This is a genomic window from Ruegeria sp. CDSA246 (assembly GCF_059611225.1).
The window spans coordinates 21,474-41,759 of record NZ_JBXWPD010000020.1; the positions used below are offsets into that span (position 1 = coordinate 21,474).

General features: G+C 54.1%; 15 protein-coding genes and 1 pseudogene. 8 read left to right on the forward strand and 8 right to left on the reverse strand.

The window, feature by feature from the left end:
- Positions 1-7: 7 nt before the first annotated feature.
- The 3 genes from AC2FI9_RS20465 to AC2FI9_RS20475 all read left to right on the forward strand — a co-directional run bounded on the left by AC2FI9_RS20465 (position 8) and on the right by AC2FI9_RS20475 (position 3,064).
- Entirely contained in the window at positions 8-1,021 is a 1,014-nt protein-coding gene (locus tag AC2FI9_RS20465; protein WP_496770252.1) for a hypothetical protein, read from the forward strand.
- A 15-nt stretch (positions 1,022-1,036) separates the two neighbouring features.
- Positions 1,037-1,459: a VOC family protein gene (locus AC2FI9_RS20470; RefSeq protein ID WP_496770254.1), complete on the forward strand. Its 423-nt coding sequence runs from the start codon at positions 1,037-1,039 to the stop codon at positions 1,457-1,459.
- A 177-nt stretch (positions 1,460-1,636) separates the two neighbouring features.
- Complete coding sequence (locus AC2FI9_RS20475; protein ID WP_496770257.1) at positions 1,637-3,064, forward strand: hypothetical protein; 1,428 nt, start codon at positions 1,637-1,639, stop codon at positions 3,062-3,064.
- A 12-nt stretch (positions 3,065-3,076) separates the two neighbouring features.
- Here AC2FI9_RS20475 and AC2FI9_RS20480 read toward each other — a convergent pair whose 3' ends face one another.
- Complete coding sequence (locus AC2FI9_RS20480) at positions 3,077-3,946, reverse strand: sulfotransferase domain-containing protein (protein WP_496770258.1); 870 nt, start codon at positions 3,944-3,946, stop codon at positions 3,077-3,079.
- Positions 3,947-4,255: 309 nt separating this feature from the next.
- Here AC2FI9_RS20480 and xrtD point away from each other — a divergent pair, with 309 nt between their 5' ends.
- Positions 4,256-5,860 carry a VPLPA-CTERM-specific exosortase XrtD gene (gene xrtD / locus AC2FI9_RS20485; protein ID WP_496770260.1) on the forward strand — a complete coding sequence of 535 codons (1,605 nt, stop codon included), beginning with the start codon at positions 4,256-4,258 and terminating at the stop codon, positions 5,858-5,860.
- A 43-nt stretch (positions 5,861-5,903) separates the two neighbouring features.
- Here the strand turns inward: xrtD and AC2FI9_RS20490 are convergent, their stop codons facing one another.
- The 7 genes from AC2FI9_RS20490 to AC2FI9_RS20520 all read right to left on the reverse strand — a co-directional run bounded on the left by AC2FI9_RS20490 (position 5,904) and on the right by AC2FI9_RS20520 (position 14,807).
- On the reverse strand, positions 5,904-7,157 hold the full coding sequence (locus tag AC2FI9_RS20490) for a glycosyltransferase family 4 protein (RefSeq protein WP_496770262.1): 1,254 nt from the start codon (positions 7,155-7,157) through the stop codon (positions 5,904-5,906).
- Positions 7,154-8,422 carry a nucleotide sugar dehydrogenase gene (locus tag AC2FI9_RS20495; RefSeq protein WP_496770264.1) on the reverse strand — a complete coding sequence of 423 codons (1,269 nt, stop codon included), beginning with the start codon at positions 8,420-8,422 and terminating at the stop codon, positions 7,154-7,156. The genes AC2FI9_RS20490 and AC2FI9_RS20495 overlap by 4 nt, the downstream gene beginning before the upstream one ends.
- A gap of 72 nt (positions 8,423-8,494) precedes the next feature.
- Entirely contained in the window at positions 8,495-9,907 is a 1,413-nt protein-coding gene (locus AC2FI9_RS20500; protein WP_496770267.1) for a mannose-1-phosphate guanylyltransferase/mannose-6-phosphate isomerase, read from the reverse strand.
- Positions 9,908-10,012: 105 nt separating this feature from the next.
- Positions 10,013-10,852: a CpsD/CapB family tyrosine-protein kinase gene (locus tag AC2FI9_RS20505; RefSeq protein WP_496770268.1), complete on the reverse strand. Its 840-nt coding sequence runs from the start codon at positions 10,850-10,852 to the stop codon at positions 10,013-10,015.
- A gap of 40 nt (positions 10,853-10,892) precedes the next feature.
- Entirely contained in the window at positions 10,893-12,428 is a 1,536-nt protein-coding gene (locus tag AC2FI9_RS20510) for a GumC family protein (protein ID WP_496770272.1), read from the reverse strand.
- 43 nt (positions 12,429-12,471) lie between these two features.
- Positions 12,472-13,383, reverse strand: a complete 912-nt coding sequence (locus AC2FI9_RS20515) for an ExeA family protein (RefSeq protein ID WP_496770274.1) — start codon at positions 13,381-13,383, stop codon at positions 12,472-12,474.
- A 689-nt stretch (positions 13,384-14,072) separates the two neighbouring features.
- Entirely contained in the window at positions 14,073-14,807 is a 735-nt protein-coding gene (locus AC2FI9_RS20520; protein ID WP_496770277.1) for a VPLPA-CTERM sorting domain-containing protein, read from the reverse strand.
- 303 nt (positions 14,808-15,110) lie between these two features.
- Between AC2FI9_RS20520 and AC2FI9_RS20525 the strand changes: the two genes are divergently transcribed.
- The 4 genes and pseudogenes from AC2FI9_RS20525 (at position 15,111) to AC2FI9_RS20540 (ending at position 20,221) form a co-directional block, all read left to right on the forward strand.
- Positions 15,111-16,151 carry an IS110 family RNA-guided transposase gene (locus AC2FI9_RS20525; protein WP_496770282.1) on the forward strand — a complete coding sequence of 347 codons (1,041 nt, stop codon included), beginning with the start codon at positions 15,111-15,113 and terminating at the stop codon, positions 16,149-16,151.
- Between the two features lie 221 nt (positions 16,152-16,372).
- Positions 16,373-16,565, forward strand: a pseudogene (locus AC2FI9_RS20530) (IS5/IS1182 family transposase); the annotation flags it as partial.
- 461 nt (positions 16,566-17,026) lie between these two features.
- Positions 17,027-17,719, forward strand: a complete 693-nt coding sequence (locus tag AC2FI9_RS20535; RefSeq protein WP_496770285.1) for a sugar transferase — start codon at positions 17,027-17,029, stop codon at positions 17,717-17,719.
- A 51-nt stretch (positions 17,720-17,770) separates the two neighbouring features.
- Positions 17,771-20,221 (forward strand): tetratricopeptide repeat protein, encoded by a 2,451-nt coding sequence (locus AC2FI9_RS20540; protein WP_496770287.1) that lies wholly within the window; start codon positions 17,771-17,773, stop codon positions 20,219-20,221.
- Positions 20,222-20,286 lie beyond the last annotated feature (65 nt).

The following is a 20,286-nucleotide window of genomic DNA, read 5'->3' on the forward strand; positions in this document are numbered from 1 at the left end:
TGCGCCGATGACCAAACCCCTGCGCCTGCGCACCTTCCTCACCGGCCTCTGGCTTACGGTGCTGGCCTGTATTGTGCTGGCATTCCTTCTGCCGCATGATCCCTATTTCCGTTACCAGGCCATGAGCGGTACGATCTTTGAGCGCGCCCGGTGGATCTATGAGCGTATTCATTTCGACGACACCCCAATCGATATCGCTTTTCTGGGCTCGTCACGCACGGCACGCGGCGTGATTTCCCCCGATCTGGAGGACAATCTGGCCGAAAAAGGGATAGATGCCCGCGTCGTCAATTTCTCGCTGCCCGCCTCCGGTTTCGATGTTCGCCTGCCGATCATCCGCGAATTGTTATCGGAGCATAAACCCAAACTGATCGTGATCTCGGTGGTTGAGCAATTCCCCCGACACGGGCATCAGGCCTTTGGCGATCTGGCCGGCGCTGGTGAAGTTCTGCAAAGCCCGTGGATCGTCAACCGGAACCTGCCGGAAAATCTGGCGCGCCTGCCGATCCGGCAGATGCAACTGGCTGCCGCCGATCTGTTGCCCGAAGCGTTCGGTTATCAGCCCGATTTCAACCCCGCCACCTATGCCGGCACAACGATTGACCCGCGGATTTTCAATCCCGGCAAAACATCCGGCCCCAAAAGCGCTGCCGATATCGAAGCGCTGGAAGGCGAATCCAAATTCCGCCGCCGTAACCTGACACGCCCGATCCTGCCTGAATCGATGGCCGGGATCGAGTTCGGTATTCCCCGCACCTATCTGCGCCGGATCGCCGAACTGGCTGAATCCGAGGGTGTGCAGCTTGCCTTCCTCTATCTGCCTTTCTATGGCGGCTATGCGGAACCCTTCGAGAAAGCATGGCTGGAACAATACGGACCGGTCTTCTCGGCGGATTTCCTGCGGGATGATCCAAATCTTTATAACGATGTGGCCCATGTCTCGGAAACCGGCGCCGTGCTGGTGACAGACTGGCTGACCGAAACGCTTACCCCGCTGCTCGCCCCTTCAACCGGGTCGTAAGAACAGGAGACGATCATGACCATAATGCAGAACTCCCTCCGTTTGCACCATGTGGGAATCGTGCAGCCAGACATGGAAAGTGCCGAAAATTACATGTCGCTGTTTGGTCATACCGAAGACTATCGCGGCTATGTCGAGGAATTCGAATGCTGGTGCCTTTTTTGTACAGCGCCCGAAAATGGCACCGCCGTGGAGCTTGTAGTGCCAACCGGCGGATCGCTTGCCCGGTTCAACCGTGGCGCCGGGGGGCTGCATCACTATGCGTTCGAAACACCGGACATTCTGGCGTTGCAAAAAGAGCTCGCCGCCCGGGATGTCACGATGTTGCAGGAAAACCCGGTTAAGGGCGCCGGGAATTTCCTGTGTAATTTCATCAACCCAATCGCTACACGCGGCGTTTTGGTGGAATATGTTCAGCCACTGGATGGCAGCGCCTGAGACTTAAACCCCATTGGGGCTGTTAAGAGGTCGGCCTGAAACCGGCTCCAAAAATGTTGCAGTCACAATACGACCGGACACAAATACGCCGGCGGAAGAAGTTTTTGGCGACGAAGGGCGTTCGAAACTGTAAACAGGCAGCATAACAATAAGAAAACAGGCTACCCCAGAAAAACAATGACGTATGCGGTGGCCAGAGCGGTAACTAAACGTAAGACTGAGGCACTTGTGAAACGGCATCTAATTTATCGCACCTTGTCGGTTAGCGCATGTTCGATCTGCTGTTTGTTGCCTGCTTCAGCCCAGGAAAACGGGACAGAACTGGTCTTCGGCTTCAATCAAAGCCTTGAAACCGACGACAACCTCGAACTCGATCCGGTCAGTGCTGGCAGAACCACATTTGCTTCCACCGGATTATCTCTCGACCTCAGCCATGAAACTCCTTTGGACCGGATCGGTGTGTCTGCTTCCGGCGTGCTGCGTGCCGTGAACGGACCAGGTGCCGAGTCGGGTTGGGACAATCAGCGCTTTCAGCTAGACTATGGCCGCGAAGGCGCACAATCTGCATTTGGTTTCAATACCAGTTATTTTCAATCAAATATCCAGTTTCTACGACCGCTAGAGGAGTTCAGAAATGACGAGGGCGAAATTGAATTGCCACCAGATCTCGATGATCTGAATGGCACCGGTAACAGGGAACGTTACAGGACTGGGCTTTCGCTTGAGCTTGGACAGGATGCGCCAATTGGCGCCGCATTCGACGCCGATTACCTTGCGCTCAGATATACGGACACCACCGATCCGGGGCTGAACGACAACGACCGGTTCAATCTGGGGACAGACTTATTCCTGCGGCTTTCCCCAGTGGTAGAAGGTACATTGGGGCTGGATTATCGGCTTTTTGAATCTGAAAATACCGAACAGACTAGGCGTGAAACCACTACGGGCTTTTTCGATCTGAACGTTGAGTTGTCACCAATTTGGCGCTTTGAGGCCGGTCTCGGCTATACCACTATCGACACGCGAGAATTCGGAGTCGTTACACGAACCGATGGACCCACAGGGCGACTACGGCTGGAGCGAGATATGCCTGATGGCTCCATCGGAGCCGAAATCGAACAGATCGTGACTGACGACGGTGATATCCGTAATTTCTTAATCAGCAGAAACATGGCATTGCCCGCCGGGGAGTTATCATTCACAATCGGCGTATCGGACTCTGAACTGGACAACGCTACCCCTATCGGATCCTTGAATTGGAGCCAAAACTTACCAAGGAGCGTAATCAGCGCACAAATCCGCCGGTCGGTAGACTTTGATCAGGAGAAAGGGAACGTCATCAGAACCGCCGCATTTCTAGGCTATTTTTACGAAATTAATAACATTTCGGGAATCAGTCTCAACGCTGGATATACGATTAGCGACGAGGTGACGGACACAATTGATCGAGCCAATTTTAGTGCCTCTTACCAGTACACCTTGACAGAAGACTGGGCGCTGAATACCGGGTACCGCTATCGGATGCGTGAAGATCTGACAGACCCGCGTGCGCAATCTCATGCCGTTTTTTTCACCATTGGCCGGGACTTTATCCTGCGCCCTTGACACAGCAGCTGATCAATATCCGAATTTTCGCAACACCGGACCCAGTTCGCGCTCAATATAGGCGACGTGATCAGGCTCCAGCTCTTTCCGCCACTGTCCGGATTTGCCGCTGCGCAGGTGAGATTTCCGGGCGACACCCCCGGTCTTTTTTCCACTCCGGCTCTTGGCCTCGAACAGCCGCATCAGGTCAGTGGCCAGGTCCAGATTCCGCCCCTCGAACCCGAGATGGCTGAACATGTCGCGATAGATGTCGGCACGGCCTTCGCCCATCAGGTCTTCGAACGACACCTCAAAAATATCCGGATCGCCCGTATCCCAGTTCAGCAATGTATCCCGGTAGAAGAAAATGAAGTGATCTATCTCCATGAACAAACCGTCATACGTATTGGCCGCATTCAGCTTGCTTTGATAGGTCTGTCCGTTCTCATCCGGCCGATGCACCCACGCTTCATGGGTCCATTTGTGGTAGTGATAACCTGACACGATCATGTCGCGCGGATCGCGCATCACGTGCACACCCCGGTAGGGAGCCAGCCGCGGCAGATCGAGTTTGCCATGCATCGACATGACCAGACGCGAATGCGGATCAGGATGCTCGATATGTACCTTTTGATAAGGCAGGTTCAGGCCATAACCCAACAGGCGCAGCACCGCCGTAAAATAGGTCGTCATCACCTTATGATGGGTCGCCACAAACATAACCGGGATTTCCTCTGGCACATCCGCACCCCGCATCCGGGTGGAGGTCAGACGGCCCAGCAAGGACCAGAATTCCGGGTTTATCAACAAGCCCCTGTTCTTTTTGATAAAGTTTGGTACCTCGCGCCGCAGATGATCCATCCGGGAACGGCGGACCGGCGGCCCGAATCCGGCTGCGGTCATGATTTTTCGATCCTGAAGATTATCCTGCAAATCAATCGTCCGAGAAAAAATAGAAATCCACCATAACGCAATCTAACCTGTCTTAAGAGGACGAACAGTGATTCCAGACCGCCCACACTATTTTTTGGACATTCTCCCGATTTTGGCAAAATAACTTCAATATTGGAAACTATGGACGTGTGACCAAAACCAGGATACGGCGGAACGCCTTATCACTTCAGTTTGAGTAGCCTTTGCCCGCCAATTTTCGTTAAGATCGGAGACGGAACTCCCGCCAGTACAGTTCGTAACGAGTATCAGGGGAAACAGGTGAGTATTACGACGTCTGCGGAAAACTCCGATCGGATAGGCCGCGACAGGATTTTCAATCCCGTCGGGCTGTTCTGGTTCGCATTGCTGGTTCTGGGCTCGATCCCGATTTTCTGGATCGGTATCGTGTCGCTGGGTCAGGCCTGGGCAACCGCTGAATACAGCCACGGCCCACTGATCCCGGTTATCTCTCTCTATCTGTTCCTGCGGGAGATGCGCAATTACCCGCCCCCGCCGGGCGAGGTCAGGGACCGCTGGCCCGGTATCCTGGTGATTGCGTTCGGGCTGGTTGTGGCAATCCTGGGCAATCTTGCCAGCGTCCCCGACATTGTCACCTATGCCATGATCATCTGGACCGGCGGTGTGGTGCTGACGGTGTTTGGCTGGAACATCGGGCGGCGGCATCAGTTGCCGGTGCTGCATCTGGTCTTCATGCTGCCCCTGCCGAATTTCATCTACTGGAAGCTGACAATCTTCCTACAAGGCATCTCTTCGGTCATAGGGGTCTGGTTCGTGCAGCAGGCAGGCGTTTCCGTCTATCTGGACGGGAATATCATCGATCTGGGCGTCTATAAGCTGCAGGTGGCCGAGGCCTGCTCAGGTCTGCGCTATCTGTTCCCAATCCTTAGTTTTTCTTATCTTTTCGCCCTGCTTTATCGTGGTCCGGTCTGGCACAAGGTGGTGCTGTTGATGTCGGCCGCGCCACTGACCGTGCTGATGAACTCGATCCGCATCGGCGTGATCGGGGTTTTGGTCAATCACCATGGAATCGAAATGGCCGAAGGGTTTCTGCATTTCTTTGAAGGCTGGGTGATCTTCCTGACATGTATCGCCATCCTGTTCGCCATGGCTGTCACACTGCAGCGCCTGACGCCAAACCCCAAACCGCTGGCCGAGGCAATTGATCTGGATACCCGTGGCCTGCTAAAAGTGGGCGAACGCATTTTTGCCATCCGACCCTCGCGCGCCCTGGCAGCAGGCGCTTTGCTCACACTGGCAGTATCGGTAGCCTGGGTTATGCAACCCAACCCAGACAAAGAGCCGATCGATCGCAGCCCCTTTGCACTTTATCCACGCCAATTGGGGAACTGGTCGGGGTCGGCAGCGCTTCTGGACCCGGATGTCGAACGAGTACTGGGCGCGACCGATTACCTTAACACCACCTATGCCGCGCCTGGACAGAATGGCTACATCAACATGTTCGTCGCCTTCTACGACAAACAAACCGAAGGCGACGGCATTCATTCGCCCGAGGTTTGCCTGCCGGTAGGTGGATGGGAAATCTTCAGCCTGGAGCCCTATCGGATCGACCCGGGCGTCCCCGCCTATGGCGCGTTCGAGGTGAACCGCGCGGTCATTCAGAAAGGCCTGCAAAAGCAGCTAGTCTATTACTGGTTCGAACAGCGCGGCAAACGCCAAACCAACGATTTCGCCGCCAAGATCGGGGTGGTGGTAGATGGTCTGACGATGGGTCGAACCGACGGCGCGCTAGTGCGCTATGTTACCCCGATCCGCGAAGACGAAACCGAGGCTGACGCGGATGCCAGATTACTGGGCTTTGTTGGGCAGAGCTTGTCGAAGCTGCCAAGGTTTGTGCCGATGTAATTTCCACAATTCCCGCCTAACCAGACAACAGAAACCGCTCTTTTCAGAGCGGTTTTTTCTCCGCCACCCTTCGGTAGGCACCGATCAGTGCGTCCACCTGATGATCCCAGCCCAGTTCTGCTTCGACCCGGGCACGACCAAAGCGACCCATCTCGGCCGATTGCTCCGGGTCGTTCAGCAGTTCGAGAATCTTGTCGGCCATGTCGGTCGTGTCATTAGGCGCGGCATACAGCGAAGACCGTCCTGCAGAATAGCGCCCCTCGGCCACGTCGAACTGTACGATGGGTTTTGAAAACGCCATGTATTCCAAAATTTTATTCATGGTGGATTTATCATTCATCGGGTTCACCCGGTCCGGATTCACACAGACATCCGCCGTCGACAGCACTTCGAACAGGTCCTGATCAGGCGCGCGCCCAGTAAAGGTCACGTGGTCGCCCAGCCCCAGCCCCTCGGCCTGCGCCTTCAGCCCGTCCAGCGCCGGGCCGCCGCCGACCAACACGAACTGCACATCATAGCCACGGTCTTTTACTATGATCCGCACAGAATCGAGCAACAGATCGATCCCTTCCTGATCTCCCATAACTCCCACATAGCCCACCATATACGCACGCCCGTTGCGCCACTTGGGGTTGGGGGCCGTTACAATCAGCCGATTGAGGTCGGGGCCCGAGCGCACAACAAATACATCCTCAGACGCAATCCTGCCGCGCTCCTGTGCTATCTCCCGATAGCTTTCATTGGTCGATATCACCACATCGGCGCTGCGAAATGTCCAGCGTTCGAACAGTACCATGAGCTTCCAGAAAAAACCGCGCTTGCCGAATTTAGCCTCGTAGAGCTCGGGATTGATATCATGGTGATCGAAGATGAACCGTTTGCCAAAAAGCTTGAAGGGCAAGGCCACCAGAAAGATCAGATCGGGCGGGTTGCAGGCCTGCAAAGTATCAAACCCGTGCCGGCGGGCGACCCTCAATGCCAACCGCATCTCTTGAAACAGCGCTGCCCCGTATTCTACCAGATATCCAAGCGCCCCGCTTGCATCGATCGGCAAATTGTGACGATAAATATGCACGCCATCAACTTCTTCATACAGGGCTTCATACCCTTTACCCGTTGGGCAGATTACCGCCACTTCGGCACCGGCAGCGCAGAGCGTACGGCATTCGTGCCAGACCCGTCGGTCAAAAGGCAATGGCAGGTTCTCGACGATAATCAGCACACGCCGACCAGCAAGCGGTTTTGCCTGCCGGGCCGCATCCATACGGGGTGTTTCAACCAAATCAACGTCTTTCATGGTAACTGACCTGTATGGCGGATCTCAGGGTTACCTGACAAGGTAAGCGCTTCAATCGTCGCATTTGACGCGATAACCCGGTCATAACGCGTTGTCTCGGCGTGGGTGCGATCGACCAGAAGACGTTCCAGGACCGGCAACTGGCTGTAGGCATAGCCTAGATTGGCCCCGACCAGCTTGGTGGCATCAATGCCCGGGTCATAAATATCCAACTCGTACCCCGCAGCCAGAAGTTTGCGAGCCAGATCAACATTTGGGCTTTCACGCAGATCGTCCGTTCCAGCCTTGAATGCCAGCCCGGCCAGCAGAATACGCGCCGGTTTTTTCAGCCCTTCAACCGCATATTCGAACAGGCGGTGCTTGTGCGCCTCATTTGATCCCAGCAGGCTGTTGATCAGCGGCAGGTTTGCCCCGGTATCCGCGGCTATATACTGCAGCGCCCGCACATCCTTGGGCAAACACGAGCCGCCAAATGCCCCGCCGGGCCGCATATAATAGGGTGAAATGTTGAGTTTGGTATCCGAGACAAAGATCTCATGCACCTGCCGAGCTGAAATACCCTGTGCCAGACAAACACGCCCGACCTCGTTGGCAAAGGCAACTTTGACCGCATGCCAGCTGTTATCGACGAATTTTGTGATTTCCGCCTCGCGGTAGCCGACGGTAAATGTAGGGGCCTCAATATTGGCGTTCAGTGCACCCATCACCGCATTGGAAGCACCATCCCGGGTTCCGATCACCACTTTTGGCGGGTTGAAATAATCTTCGACTGCGCTGCCCTCACGAAGAAATTCAGGGTTATAGACCACCTCGACCCGGTTTTGCATCGCCTTTCCCAGAACAGCCTCGAAGATTGGCAGAACAAGTTCCTCGACAGTACCAGGGCGAAATGTCGAACGATAGGCGACAACCAACGGGTGTACCCGGTCAGCGGTCAGCGCCATCGCTATCTGCCGGGTCACATCTGCGATGAACCCCATATTGTGCGATCCATCCGCAGCTGAGGGTGTGCCGACACAGACAATAGCCAGATCACACCCATCAAGATGCGCCCCTATCGTCACATCCGCTGAAATCCGGCCTGCCGTGACCCCTTCGGTCAGCATCTCCTGCACACGTGGCTCCACAATCGGAGCCTGGCCGGCCGTGATCTGACGCACCTTTTTCTGGCTCACGTCTATCCCGATGACCTCGTGACCTTCACTGGCAATACAACAGGCCGCCGTAAATCCGACATAGCCAAGACCCAATACCGCAACCTTCATTAAATTCTACCTAATTCTGGAAACTCGAAATCAACCTAAAATGAAGCGGCCGGATGACCCGCGCCCGCCTAGTCACCCCCTGTTATAAACATCCTCATACCGTACGATGTCGTCTTCACCCAGATAGGACCCGGTCTGCACTTCGATCAGATACATCGGCACCTTGCCAGGGTTTTCCATTCGGTGCACCGCACCCAGCGGGATATAAACGGATTGGTTTTCTGTCAGCAAGTTCACCTCCTCGCCCACGGTCACACGCGCCGTGCCGGCCACAACGATCCAATGCTCAGACCGATGCACATGACTTTGCAGACTCAGGATACCGTCCGGTTTGACCATGATCCGTTTGACCTGGAACCGATCCCCCAGACACAGGGTCTCATACCAACCCCAGGGGCGGTGAAAGCGGGGATAGTCCTCGGCCTGCGCCACCTTGTTCGCTTTCAGTACGCCAACCGCCTTTTTAACGTCCTGCGCCCGGTCCATATCGGTAACAAGTACCGCATCACGCATTGCGATAGCGGCAATATTCTTCAACCCAAGGCCTACTAACTGGATATTGGCATCTTCGCTGCGCAACAGCGTGTTCTGGCAATCAATCGCCGTGGCCGCCCCCACCTGAGCGACCCTGTTCTCATCCAGTGGCAGGGTCGCATGCAGAGTATCCCAACTGCCCAGATCAGACCAGTCAGCCTCTAGCGGGACAGCAACGATATTCCGGGCCTTTTCCATAATCGCATAGTCGATCGAAATCGGATCAATCCCCTCAAAAGGGTCCGCCGCCAACCGGAAAAACCCCAAATCCGTTTCCCCCTGCGACAGAGCCGCACGACACGGTGCCACCATTTGCGGCATATGTTCCTCGAAGGCCGCAATGATATCGCGGACACGGAACATAAACATTCCCGCATTCCACAGCACATTGCCACCTTGCAACAGCTGGACTGCTCGCGCCTTGTCCGGCTTTTCGCAAAACTCTGCAAGCGGGGCAGGCTGCCCGGGCGTCACCACACCATCCAGCCGCAGATACCCGTACCCTGTTTCAGGGCGGTCCGGCACCACCCCGAATGTGACCAACGCCCCGCCCTGAGCCGCTTTGGCCCCCACAGCCACGGCGTCGAGAAAGGCCTGAGTGTCGTGCACCAGATGATCCGAAGGTGCGACCAACATCAATGCATCAGGTATTTTCTCAAGACTCAACGCCGCAGTCAGAATAGCAGGTGCGGTATTACGCACAGCGGGCTCTAAGATGACCTGACCATCCGACAGGCCCAAAGCAACGGCCTGATCTTCCACCAGAAAACGGAAATCCTCGTTGGTTAGAAAGATTGGCGCATCGAATTCCGGTCCGGAAAGCCGTGACAGGACGCTCTGGAACAGACTTTGCTGACCGTCAAAAGATACGAACTGCTTAGGATACGCACGCCGCGAACTGGGCCACAGTCGGGTTCCCGAACCACCACAAAGAATGACCGGATAAATCATTTAACATACTCCAAATTTAACGAATGCACCTCTTATTGAAACTAGATTGTACCAACGGAAACGTCCTCGCAATCACTCACCAATCCGTACATTCCTAGTGGCACATCAACCGTACCCATAACCGTACCCATATCCGTAAATACTGTCAGTATAGTGGCATTTGTTCATAATCACGCCCATCACGTTGGTGAGTTCTGCTAATTGACGCTCAGCCACATCAATCTGATCAATCGTCGTGCGTTCAGCTTCCGTCATCAGCAGAGCGCAATCAGCGTTTTTGAGAAATCCAAAATTGTCGTCCGCCGCCAGTAACGGCGGCATATCAAACAAAACAAGATCGGGTTCGAATTCTGCCTCAATTGCCGCAATAACATCGCTGGCCTTCTGGCTTTGCAGAATTTCAGCTGCATCTGTAACGGCCCCACGGCTCAACCCCAGCGCCACGTTCTCCCCAACTCTATACCCGTGGTCAGAAAGTAACGCCTTGCCTTGCAGAATGTCACCCATCGTGCATTGACAGTCCTGCTTCAACATCAAGGACAAACCTGCCCGACGCAGGTCAAAATCCAAAACAACAGTGCGCAAATCAGTCTGCCGCCCGAAACTGAAAGCCAAGTTTGCGGCAGTGGTACTTTTACCGCATGCACTGTGTGGAGAAACCATCGCTACCCTCTTCCAGCCATTGACGCCAGCCTGCTGCAATATGCGTGTACGCAACATATCATAAGGCCCTGCTGCGGCACCGCCGTCGTAGCTGACAAGCCGATTTTGACTGATATCTGTTTTGGAAATATCGAGTGGCGTCAGGTCAAACCAGGGATCAGTAGTTCTGTTTGTAGACACCTCTTCTTGGATAGCCTTCTCCGGTACAACATCGGACTGAGCAGACGCCTTCTTGTTTCTCTGTGACCGTGCTTTTTCTATAGCTTTCTGCAGTTTTTCCATTCAGCACTATCCTTCCAGGACAAAGACTGTCCGTTTCGTCTCACCACCGGATACCAATTTTGTCCATAACCCGCTCAGCCAACAGATCCAGAGGCTGGTAGAATACATGAACCGCATAAACAGCCGCTGGCACGCCGACCACAATGACAAACACCCGCAACAACCTCAGCACCCTGAAACGCATCACTTCTCCAGAGGTCGAAATATAGGGAATAGTCGCCAGTGGCGTAATATCCAGTTTTGCAACCAAATCTTCTGGCCGGCGCAAAGTCCGATTCAGCAACTCCAGCAAAACAATTAGGCCAATCCCAGCCAAAATACCGAAAAAGCTGCCACCACCGGCGATCATCATCCGATTAGGCTTGGTCGGGCTACTTGGAGCGACTGGTGGTTCTATCACAGATATGCGCTGACCTTGCGCCGTCACTTCAATCCGCTCACCTGTACTGGCGCGGGCCAAGCTCTCGACCGCAACATTGTACTGCCCCTCTATATGCTGGTAGTCGAGCTCAAGATCATCAAGCCGGATCTGTTTTTCCGGCGTTTGATTAATAGTCCGGCGCAGTTCGTCTAATTGCAGATTCAAATCAATTTTTTGTTCTTCGGAAGCTGCAATTCTGGAATCCAGATCCGCCAACTGAACATCCAACAACGGATTCCCGGACTGCGGCTCGCTCTCTTCTACAAGTTGCGGCATTGAATCAACCTGTTCCTCAAGCTGTTTGATACGAGCTTCAAGAAGCTTAACACGCGGATTGGTAGTGGAATAAATCGCCAGGGCTTGATTGAGCTCCCGGCGCAGGCCCACCAGTTCCAGTTGCTCAGGGGTCTGATTAGGTATGCGGTTTCCCGAAACCTGACCAGTTGTCTCATAGATATCGATCAACCGGCTGCGCTGCGAATTCAGCACAGCCAAATCTCGGTTCAGCTGTGCCAACCTCTCTTGCAGAAGAGTCTGCTGATTCAGTCGGAAATTAAGTGTATCCGGTAACACACCCGCGTTTTTGGTTTTAAAAGCCAAAATCTGGGCGCTGCGTTCAGCCAGTGTCTCGCTCAACCGATCTACTTCTGTTCTGAAAAACTCGAGCGTTTGGGTAGCGCGCCCCGTTCTAGACTGCACGTCTTCCTTCTGGATCAGTGTTAGGTATTCGTTGAGAACACCCGCAGCGCTTGCGCCTGAAGGTCCCTCAAAACTAATTTCCATCAGCGCAGCTTCGTTGCGACCTGTGCGTATTTTGATGACTGTACGGACCCGCATACCCGCCACAATCCTATCAGCCGTCATAACAGAGGGGTCTTCGAAGACATTTTGCCGATTGGCTATCTCCAGCAAGTTGGCCCGGGTCAACAGCCTCTGTTCTATGATTTGCAGCTGCTCCGGTGCCGGTGTTCGCACCGTCGACGCAGCCAACTCATCCGGAATACGTGGCGATTCCACAATCAGCTTCATGCTGGACACGTAAGCCGGCGGCAGAGTCATCGCGATGATGACCGAGGCCGCGCTAATCACCGAGGCCACTATCAGGAAATAGGGCAAACGCCGCACAAAAATCGACCAGTAGTAACGAAAATCCACGTTCAGTTTTCCCGTTTTCCGTTCATCTGCGTCCGAATACTACTCATCCTGCTTTTTCCTCCGGCGGCACTTTTTGATGAGCTCCAAGCTTCAGCACCTGACCCGCCTCCTCCGGTTCAGATACAGAAATAGCACCAAAACAGACCTCGTCCTCCAGCACGCTTCTCACAATCTGCGAGGTGACCAAATGAAGCTCCTCGCTCCATGCATAAAGCATTGCAAACTCGCAGATCTGGTTCACCAACCGTGGCACACCTTCGGTCGCCGCATGAATAAGGTCACAGGCCTCGGCCGAAAATTCCTCTCCTGTACCGCCTGCAACCTTCAAACGATGTTCGATATAGCCAGCAACCGTTTCCGCATCCATGCGAGGAAGATGAAAACTGGCCGCAACCCGCTGCGCCATCTGACGCATCTTTGGCTGCAGTACAACGTCCCGCAACTCGGGCTGACCAACCAGAATTAATTGAATCAATTCGTCCTTGTTAGAGTTGATATTGGTCAGCATTCGTATTTCTTCCAGCCCCTCTCGCGACAGGTTCTGCGCTTCATCGAAGATCAGGACAACCCGTCGCCCCTCGGCATATTCGGAAATCAGAAAATTCGCCAATGTCTGGAACAATTGTACGTAGGGTGCCCTTGGAGTGGCTGGCACGTCCAGCGCGTTGAGCGCCCATTGTAACAACTCTCCACGCCCACCCTGAGCGTTTGAGACCAATCCGATCGTGATATCGTCATCGATCTGGCTGATCAGCTTTTGTAGCAACGTCGTCTTACCTGATCCGATTTCACCCGTGATCAATGTAATCGGAGCTTTAGAGATGATGCCAAATTCAAGGATCGAATAAGCGCGCTTGTGTTGTGTGGACCAATACAAAAAACCCGGGTCCGGCAACAATGTAAAAGGCCGCTCCCTGAGACCAAAATGTTCGATATAGAGATCACCCGTCGTCATGGTGACCCAGAAACTTTTAAAACCATCTACACAACAAACCTTTGCGATATGATCGGGGTAAGCCTGACCAGAACCGCGTACACTCCACACTGACATGGCCCGGCAGGGCTATTAATACAACCGTCTACCTCTTTTTATCACGCTCAGACCCCTGTTAACTTATGTGTGGCATCAATTTCAGGCAATTTTAAGGAGATGCACCAAATCACACAGAAACAATTTACAGCAAGGCACACCTTCGTTCACTGTACGACAACAAACCAATGAGCATACCAAAACTACTTCATTTCAAACTCTGGATTTATACTTCGGAGTTTAACTCTCCATAGGTGTTTTGGGTATATCTCTTACGCAGCGAGCATAGCCATATTACTGGCAATGCAACCAAAAGGATGCTGGCCAGCCCGGTAAGACAATATACACCCATTACCGCGAATGCCCCATAACCCGAGAGGAATGCTATGGCAGCACCGATAAAACCTGTCACTACTGCCAACACCAGAATTCCCATCGGAACACTCCAAGCTACAAAGATAGCGCGCCACCCTCATAAGTAGAGTAAATGTGCCGAAAATCCACTTTTGTCGCAACAGTTTTCCGGTACACCGCGCTCCCGTTAGGAGTAACTATTGCATCAAAAAGAGGCCACTCTATGGCAGCCCCTTGATAATTCAAAAAAATTCTTGAAATCAGGCGGTCGATCTGCGTCGACGCAATAGGCCGAAACCAGCCAATGCACCCAGCAGCATGAATCCGGCAGCCGGCAGCGGCACCGGTGCCACGGCAACCAGGTTCTGGTAACGATATGGCTGCGCAGTGCTTTCCAGAAAGCTCAGACGCCATTTCTTGTCACCAGTATAGTTCTGTGCCGCGTCAAGGTAAGCGTTAGCCTGGGTGATCACACCATTGACCCCCCCATATTTACCTACGGCATTAAAGCCGTCTCCGACTGCACCAGTGACGGTCCAGTCATCATCGTAGACGGCGTTCCACAAAGCTACCTGGAAAGCAGCCGATGTTGTCCTGTTGTCAGCGGCAACGGACTGGCTGTAATTCGCATCAAAAATCGCCTGGATGCGTTGAAGCCCACCATTAGAAATTAGGTCAACGCTGTTCGAGAATGGCGTCTTCGTGATTTTGTAATCATATCCCGTTCCAGTCCCGATCCAAGCTGCTAAATCTAGGCAGAACGCAACGAAATCGCCAAGAACATTGTTTGGTGCCGGAGTTGTTTCGGTCATATCATAAGCACCGGCGTTAACGCGGGTATCATGATAGCCAATGCTTGGAGCGGTCACCTTGACCTTTTTATAACCTCCAGCGGCAGGTCCATTGAGATTTAATGTTGCTGCCGTTGCCGGAACAGCAACTGCGATTGTGACAGCTGTCGCCGCCACGGCAACTTTCTGCAGAAAGACTTTCATAACCCCTCACACGACTTACTCGTTAAACGAGATTGAACGGTAGCCAAAACACGCTTCGCATCTCGTATCGCTTGACCATATTAATTATGTCAGAAAGTGACAATGAACTTGTTCATACTGCCGCATTCCGGCACAATACGCTGCACAAAATCACACCATAAACATCATTGTTTCCATTTTAGGGATATCTGGCTGACTGCATGCCTGATCATTCGACATGATGTGATTGCGGCGGCCGCTCTCCGGTGGCGAGCGAGGTCCGGTATGTTGGCCTCATGGATAAATGCCGTGAGGAGAACGACCATGAAGTACTTTGCTGGTTTGGATGTTTCTTTGAAAGAGATTTCCATGTGTGTTGTCGATGAAGAGGGGCGTGTCGTCTTGCGTAGAAGCTTGCCCTTTTGTCCGTTGGCCGTCCGGGATGCCTTGGAAAAGCAAGAGGTGGCGCCGCAGAGGATCGTGCATGAAAGCGGACAGATATCGATCTGGCTTCAGCGGCAACTTGAAGATTTGGGGCTGCCTGCGATTTGCATTGATGCGAGGTCAGCCCACAAGGTTTTATCAGCCAAGCTAAACAAATCTGATCGTTCGGACGCGGAAGGATTAGCTCAATTGGCCAGGATCGGCTGGTTTACCGCCGTTCACGTCCGCAGCGTAGATGCGGACCGTCTTCGTACAATCATTGGGGCTCGGGATCGCTTTGTGCGTCTCAGAATGGAGATTGAGGCTCATATGCGGGGGATCCTGAAGACATTTGGCATTCGCCTGACCGCAATCGGCAATGGGCGGCAGCGACAGCGGTTCAGAGATCAGCTGTCAGTTGCGCGGCAATCCGATCCGGCGCTAGCCGTCATCATCGATCATGTACTCCCCTCGCACGAGGCAGTGTGTTCAGCGGCGGCTGCGCTTGAGGATGAGATTGCCGCGATTGCCAAACGCCATGACCTGTCGCGTAGATTGATGACGATCCCAGGCGTAGGCCCGGTTGTCGCCTTGAGCTTTCTGGCGCTGATCGAGAACGCAGAGCGATTTCCTAAAACAACAAATGTAGGAGCGTTCCTGGGCTTAACGCCGAGGCGATATCAGTCCGGTGAGGTCGACTATTCTGGCCGCATATCCAAGCGAGGCGATGCCGCCATGCGTCGTCTGCTGTACGAGGCGGCCAGTACATTGATCAGTCGTGTGAAGCGATATTCGCCTTTGAAGTCCTGGGCTGTCCGGCTCGCCGCGAGGCGCGGTTTCAAAAAGGCCGCTGTGGCGACCGCCCGGAAACTCGCCGTGCTCATGTTGACACTCTGGAAAACCGGAGAAGAATTCCATTGGACCAAGGAGGCCGCTACCTGATCTAGATATCCGCCGGAAACGGTTGGACGCGAAGTCCCTGCGGGACGGAAGGCAGATCGATCTCGTTCGAGAACATGGGGCAAAGCATACCCCGCATTCGACATATGGAGACGTTCAGCCCCCGGAAGCCATTATGAGGCGACACAAGTCGACCTCGGAGAGAACAGTGCCCCGCAGCGACAATGCCGACTTCCGTTGACATCCCCGCAATCAGAGAACGGTTTTCCAAGAACAGGCATGGCCGCTTCCATGAAAGCGAATTGTTGCGGCATCTGTTCGAGACAACTGTCGCCCACTGCATCGCTGAAGATTTGGTCAGCGGCGGGCATCGATCCGGCAGATGCGCCCCGCGCCGTGCGTGAGTATCTAGACACACTGGATGAAGCTGCGTTTGGCGCCGCCAGCGAGAGAAAAAATCATCAGGAACAGAGCCTAACGAAGCATGCACACCCATATGCCATCGTCGTCGAAAACCTACAGATGCATGTCCAAAGTCAATCGTTTTTCAGTGTACGGCACCTCAGTGCATTGGTCTTCCAACCTTTCTCACAAGTGTTCGGCATGATGACTGGAATGTTGATCAATCCCGAACAATGGGCCCAAAACGGAAACATCTGTGATTGCCCATGCATGGAATGGAGCACTGCCTAAACTTTACTCAACGTGAAAATCATTGAAATATAACCACTTAAAAACTTCCTGACCTCTGTCATTCAATTTTTATGCAAAAACAAACTCAAAGCTGTTAAACCTTTGGTGGGGGAAATTACAAAGAACCATCGCCCATTTGTGTTATGCGCCAGTTTTAGGCGCGAATTTAATAGTGACAACGAGGTCTGAGCAGACTGTTGTAAGTGTTTGGGGTTATTTTGTTTATGACATCTCATGTAAAAGAATTCGCTGCGGCCGAAACGGCGTCCGCCGAGCGGCTTCGTCATCACAGCATCGCGACACAGCCTTCAAGATTCTATCGGGATCGCATCAAGCGTTTGTTTGACGTTGTTTTGGTTGTCCTGGTGGCACCGTTTGCTGTGCCTTTAGTGACCGTCTTCGCGCTTATTATCGTGATGACCGGGAGGTCGCCGTTTTTTCGCCAGCGTCGGATCGGCAAAGATGGCACAATCTTTGAAATGCTGAAAATCCGCACCATGGAACCCAATGCTAAAGAGAGGCTGGAGGCTCATCTGGCTGCTGATCCCAAAGCCCGGGCCGAATGGAACAGCACACAGAAACTGAAGAATGACCCCCGCATCACACCGATCGGGAAATTCCTGCGCAGATCGTCCCTCGACGAATTGCCTCAACTGTGGAACGTCCTGCGCGGAGATATGTCCATCGTCGGCCCCCGCCCCATGATGGAAGATCAGAAGCCCCTGTATCCCGGAAAGGTCTATTACGCCATGCGCCCGGGCATTACCGGGTCGTGGCAGGTTTCTGATCGCAACGAGACAACTTTTGCCGCGCGGGCTCGGTTTGACAAAAACTATTATGACAGTCTGACATTCAAAACTGACCTGTCGATTCTTGTAAAAACTGTGGGCGTTGTTCTACGCTGTTCGGGTTACTGACACGAACCGACAACGCATGGTTCCTGCATCTGGGGCTGGAAGATCAATAGCATGCTGCAAAACAGCTTACTGAGGTTTGCCCTTATCCTCGGGCTCGGTCTTCTGGCCGCCTGTGATACGGCGGAAGAACGGGCTGAAAAACACTTTCAAACCGCACTGGAGCATCTGGAAAACGGCGATTTCGAACGAGCCAAAATCGAGTTTCGCAATGTTTTCAAGCTGAATGGCACACATAAAGAAGCCCGTCTGACTTTTGCCCAGATGCAGCGTGAACTTGGTGCTATCCCCGAAGCATATGGTCAGTATCTGCGGTTGGTCGAACAATACCCGGACAATCTGGAAGGTCGACAAGCCTTGGCAGAGATGGCGTTAGAAAGCGGCGATTGGGAAGAGGTTGAACGTCATGGGCGCGCCGCTGCTGAAATCGCTCCAGAAGACCCGCGGGCCCGATCTATGCTGGCGGTGCTGAATTATCGCGATGCTACAAGTGATAGGGACAGTGCCGCGCAAACGACCGCCTTTGAAACCGCGCGGTCGCTTTTGGCCGAGAACCCGGATCTGATCGGCGCGCATCAGGTCGTGATTGACAAACTGATCCAGGGTCAGGACTGGCCTGCTGCGCTGGACGCGCTGGACGCGGCGTTACAAACATCTCCAGACTTCACACCCCTCTATACAATGCGTCTGGCAGTACTGAACGAGATGGACGACATGGCCGGCATCGAATCACAGATGCTGCAGATGACCGGGCAGTTTCCCGACGATCCGAACGTCGTTTCGCTGTTGCTGAACTGGTATCTGACAAACGAGAATTTCGAGGCCGCCGAAGCTTACCTGCGAGCCGAAGTCGACCCGGATGCAGAGACTCCCGACAACCGCATCCGGCTGATCCGGTTCCTCAATGAGTATCGCAGCCCCGAGGCCGCCCTGACCGAGCTGGATGCGGCCTTGGCGACCACCGGTCCTCATGACACCGCCTACCGGTCACTACGGGCCGTTTTCGCCTACGAAAACGGAAATGCCGAGGCCGCTATCGCCGAACTACGGGATGTCCTTGTCAAGGCCGAGCCCTCAGCAGAGACCAACAATATCAAAACCACACTGGCGCGCATGCTGAACGCTACTGATCGCACTGAACAGGCAAAAGCATTGGTTGAAGAGGTTATAACCTCGGATGCGCGTCATGTGGGGGCCGCAAAACTCAAGGCCCGCTGGCTCATAGAGGATGACCGCACCGGTGAGGCCATCGCACTGCTGCGCGCCGCCCTTGGGGAAAGCCCGCGCGACGCACAATTGATGACACTTTTGGCCAGCGCTCACGAGCGCGACGGCAACCGTGACCTGATGGCCGAGATGCTGTCACTGGCGGTCGAAGCTTCCGGCGCCGCCCCCGAGGAATCCTTGCGGTATGCGACATTTCTGGCCAGCAACGAACAGGGTCTAAACGCAGAATCCGTACTGATCGACGCGTTGCGGGCGCGGCCGGACAATATTGAACTGCTGGCGACCCTCGGGACACTGTACGTAGACCTGCAAGACTGGGGCCGGGCTCAGGGTGTCATCGACCGGCTGGACAATTTTGGCGAAGACACAGCCGGTATCACGAACAACCTCACGGCGCGGATGCTGGCAGGACGAGGCAATGAAGAGGCGCTGTTGTCCTTTCTGGAAACACTCTCACAAGACCAGACCTTCGGTCAGGTGGCCGAGGTCGGCCTGATCCGGTCCTATATCGGGCAGGGTGAAATCAACACAGCCCTGACCCGGGTCGAGCAAGCCCTGCAGGAGACACCGGACGACCCGGCACTGCGGTTCGTGAAAGGATCGATCCTGATTCTCCACAACCGCCCGGACGAGGCAGAAGCCGCCTTTCAGGCGCTTTTGGAGGACGCACCCGAAACCGAACAGGTCTGGCTGGCACTCTACCGTTTGAAAACCATTCAAGGCAATCCGGACGCAGCCGCCCAAGTCCTGGCTGAAGGCTTGGCAGCCCTGCCCGGCAACCTTAATCTGCGGTGGGTCAAAGCCGGAGCACTGGAACAACTCGGTGATATTGACGGTGCCATCGGAATGTATGAGGTACTCTACGCCGAAAACAGCCATATACCAATTTTTGCCAATAACCTGGCAAGCCTTCTGGCTTCATATAGGGACGACGCAGAAAGCTTGGAGCGCGCATTTACCATAGCACGCCGTCTTCGCGGTACAGACATACCTGCTTTTCAGGACACCTATGGCTGGATTGCCTATCGCCGGGGCGATTTCGACGATGCTCTGATTCATCTGAAACCGGCGGCACAAAATCTGTCTGGCGACCCGATGGTGCAATACCATCTGGGAGCCACCTATGCCGCGCTGAACCAGAACGCCGAAGCTCTGGAAGCGTTCCAAGCCGCCATCGAACTGGATCCCCCTGCCCCGCTGCTGGAAACCGTGACGGCTGCGATCGCAGGTTTGACATCGGAATTGGAAACAGTCCCGACAAACAGCGCAGATAATTGAATTCCAAGGGGCATTCCGGTCACAACCTGCGGACCACGACTCTGCCAGGTCTTACGGACTGCGTG

Bases quoted from the DNA above. Each gene is read 5' to 3' on its own strand.
- AC2FI9_RS20465 (WP_496770252.1), top strand. From the start codon at position 8: ATGACCAAACCCCTGCGCCTGCGCACCTTCCTCACCGGCCTCTGGCTT.
- AC2FI9_RS20525 (WP_496770282.1), top strand. From the start codon at position 15,111: ATGAAGTACTTTGCTGGTTTGGATGTTTCTTTGAAAGAGATTTCCATG.
- AC2FI9_RS20500 (WP_496770267.1), bottom strand. From the start codon at position 9,907: ATGATTTATCCGGTCATTCTTTGTGGTGGTTCGGGAACCCGACTGTGG.
- AC2FI9_RS20495 (WP_496770264.1), bottom strand. From the start codon at position 8,422: ATGAAGGTTGCGGTATTGGGTCTTGGCTATGTCGGATTTACGGCGGCC.
- AC2FI9_RS20505 (WP_496770268.1), bottom strand. From the start codon at position 10,852: ATGGAAAAACTGCAGAAAGCTATAGAAAAAGCACGGTCACAGAGAAAC.
- AC2FI9_RS20540 (WP_496770287.1), top strand. From the start codon at position 17,771: ATGCTGCAAAACAGCTTACTGAGGTTTGCCCTTATCCTCGGGCTCGGT.
- AC2FI9_RS20470 (WP_496770254.1), top strand. From the start codon at position 1,037: ATGACCATAATGCAGAACTCCCTCCGTTTGCACCATGTGGGAATCGTG.
- AC2FI9_RS20535 (WP_496770285.1), top strand. From the start codon at position 17,027: ATGACATCTCATGTAAAAGAATTCGCTGCGGCCGAAACGGCGTCCGCC.
- AC2FI9_RS20480 (WP_496770258.1), bottom strand. From the start codon at position 3,946: ATGACCGCAGCCGGATTCGGGCCGCCGGTCCGCCGTTCCCGGATGGAT.
- AC2FI9_RS20520 (WP_496770277.1), bottom strand. From the start codon at position 14,807: ATGAAAGTCTTTCTGCAGAAAGTTGCCGTGGCGGCGACAGCTGTCACA.
- AC2FI9_RS20515 (WP_496770274.1), bottom strand. From the start codon at position 13,383: ATGACGACGGGTGATCTCTATATCGAACATTTTGGTCTCAGGGAGCGG.
- AC2FI9_RS20475 (WP_496770257.1), top strand. From the start codon at position 1,637: ATGACGTATGCGGTGGCCAGAGCGGTAACTAAACGTAAGACTGAGGCA.
- AC2FI9_RS20490 (WP_496770262.1), bottom strand. From the start codon at position 7,157: ATGAAAGACGTTGATTTGGTTGAAACACCCCGTATGGATGCGGCCCGG.